The organism is Streptomyces sp. P9(2023), from assembly GCF_032436795.1.
Classification (GTDB): Bacteria; Actinomycetota; Actinomycetes; order Streptomycetales; family Streptomycetaceae; genus Streptomyces.
Map to the genome: position 1 here is coordinate 1 of NZ_JAUPWM010000591.1, position 261 is coordinate 261.

A 261-nucleotide genomic window follows, 5' to 3' on the forward strand; every position below is an offset into this window, starting at 1 on the left:
GGGCAGGACCCATTACTGTGACACTCGGCAATGCCACGTTTAAGACATGCGGTTGTGCTGGTCAGTGGATTACTGAAGTGAGCGCGGCAGCAGTCAAGAAAGGGCTTATTTCCAGTAGCATTCATGTCACTAAAGGAGGATATTTGCCGTATGACAACAACTCGAAAGACACTCACACTAAAGGCGGAACGCTCGATTTGCGTATGCGGTCGTACAATCAAGCGCTAGACTTGTTTATGCGCGAAGCGGGTTGTGCGGGTT

General features: G+C 50.2%; 1 protein-coding gene. It reads left to right on the plus strand.

From position 1 onward, the window contains the following. Positions 1–17 precede the first annotated feature (17 nt). On the plus strand, positions 18–261 hold a 244-nt coding region (locus Q5762_RS38805; protein WP_315897019.1), incomplete at its 3' end, for a hypothetical protein.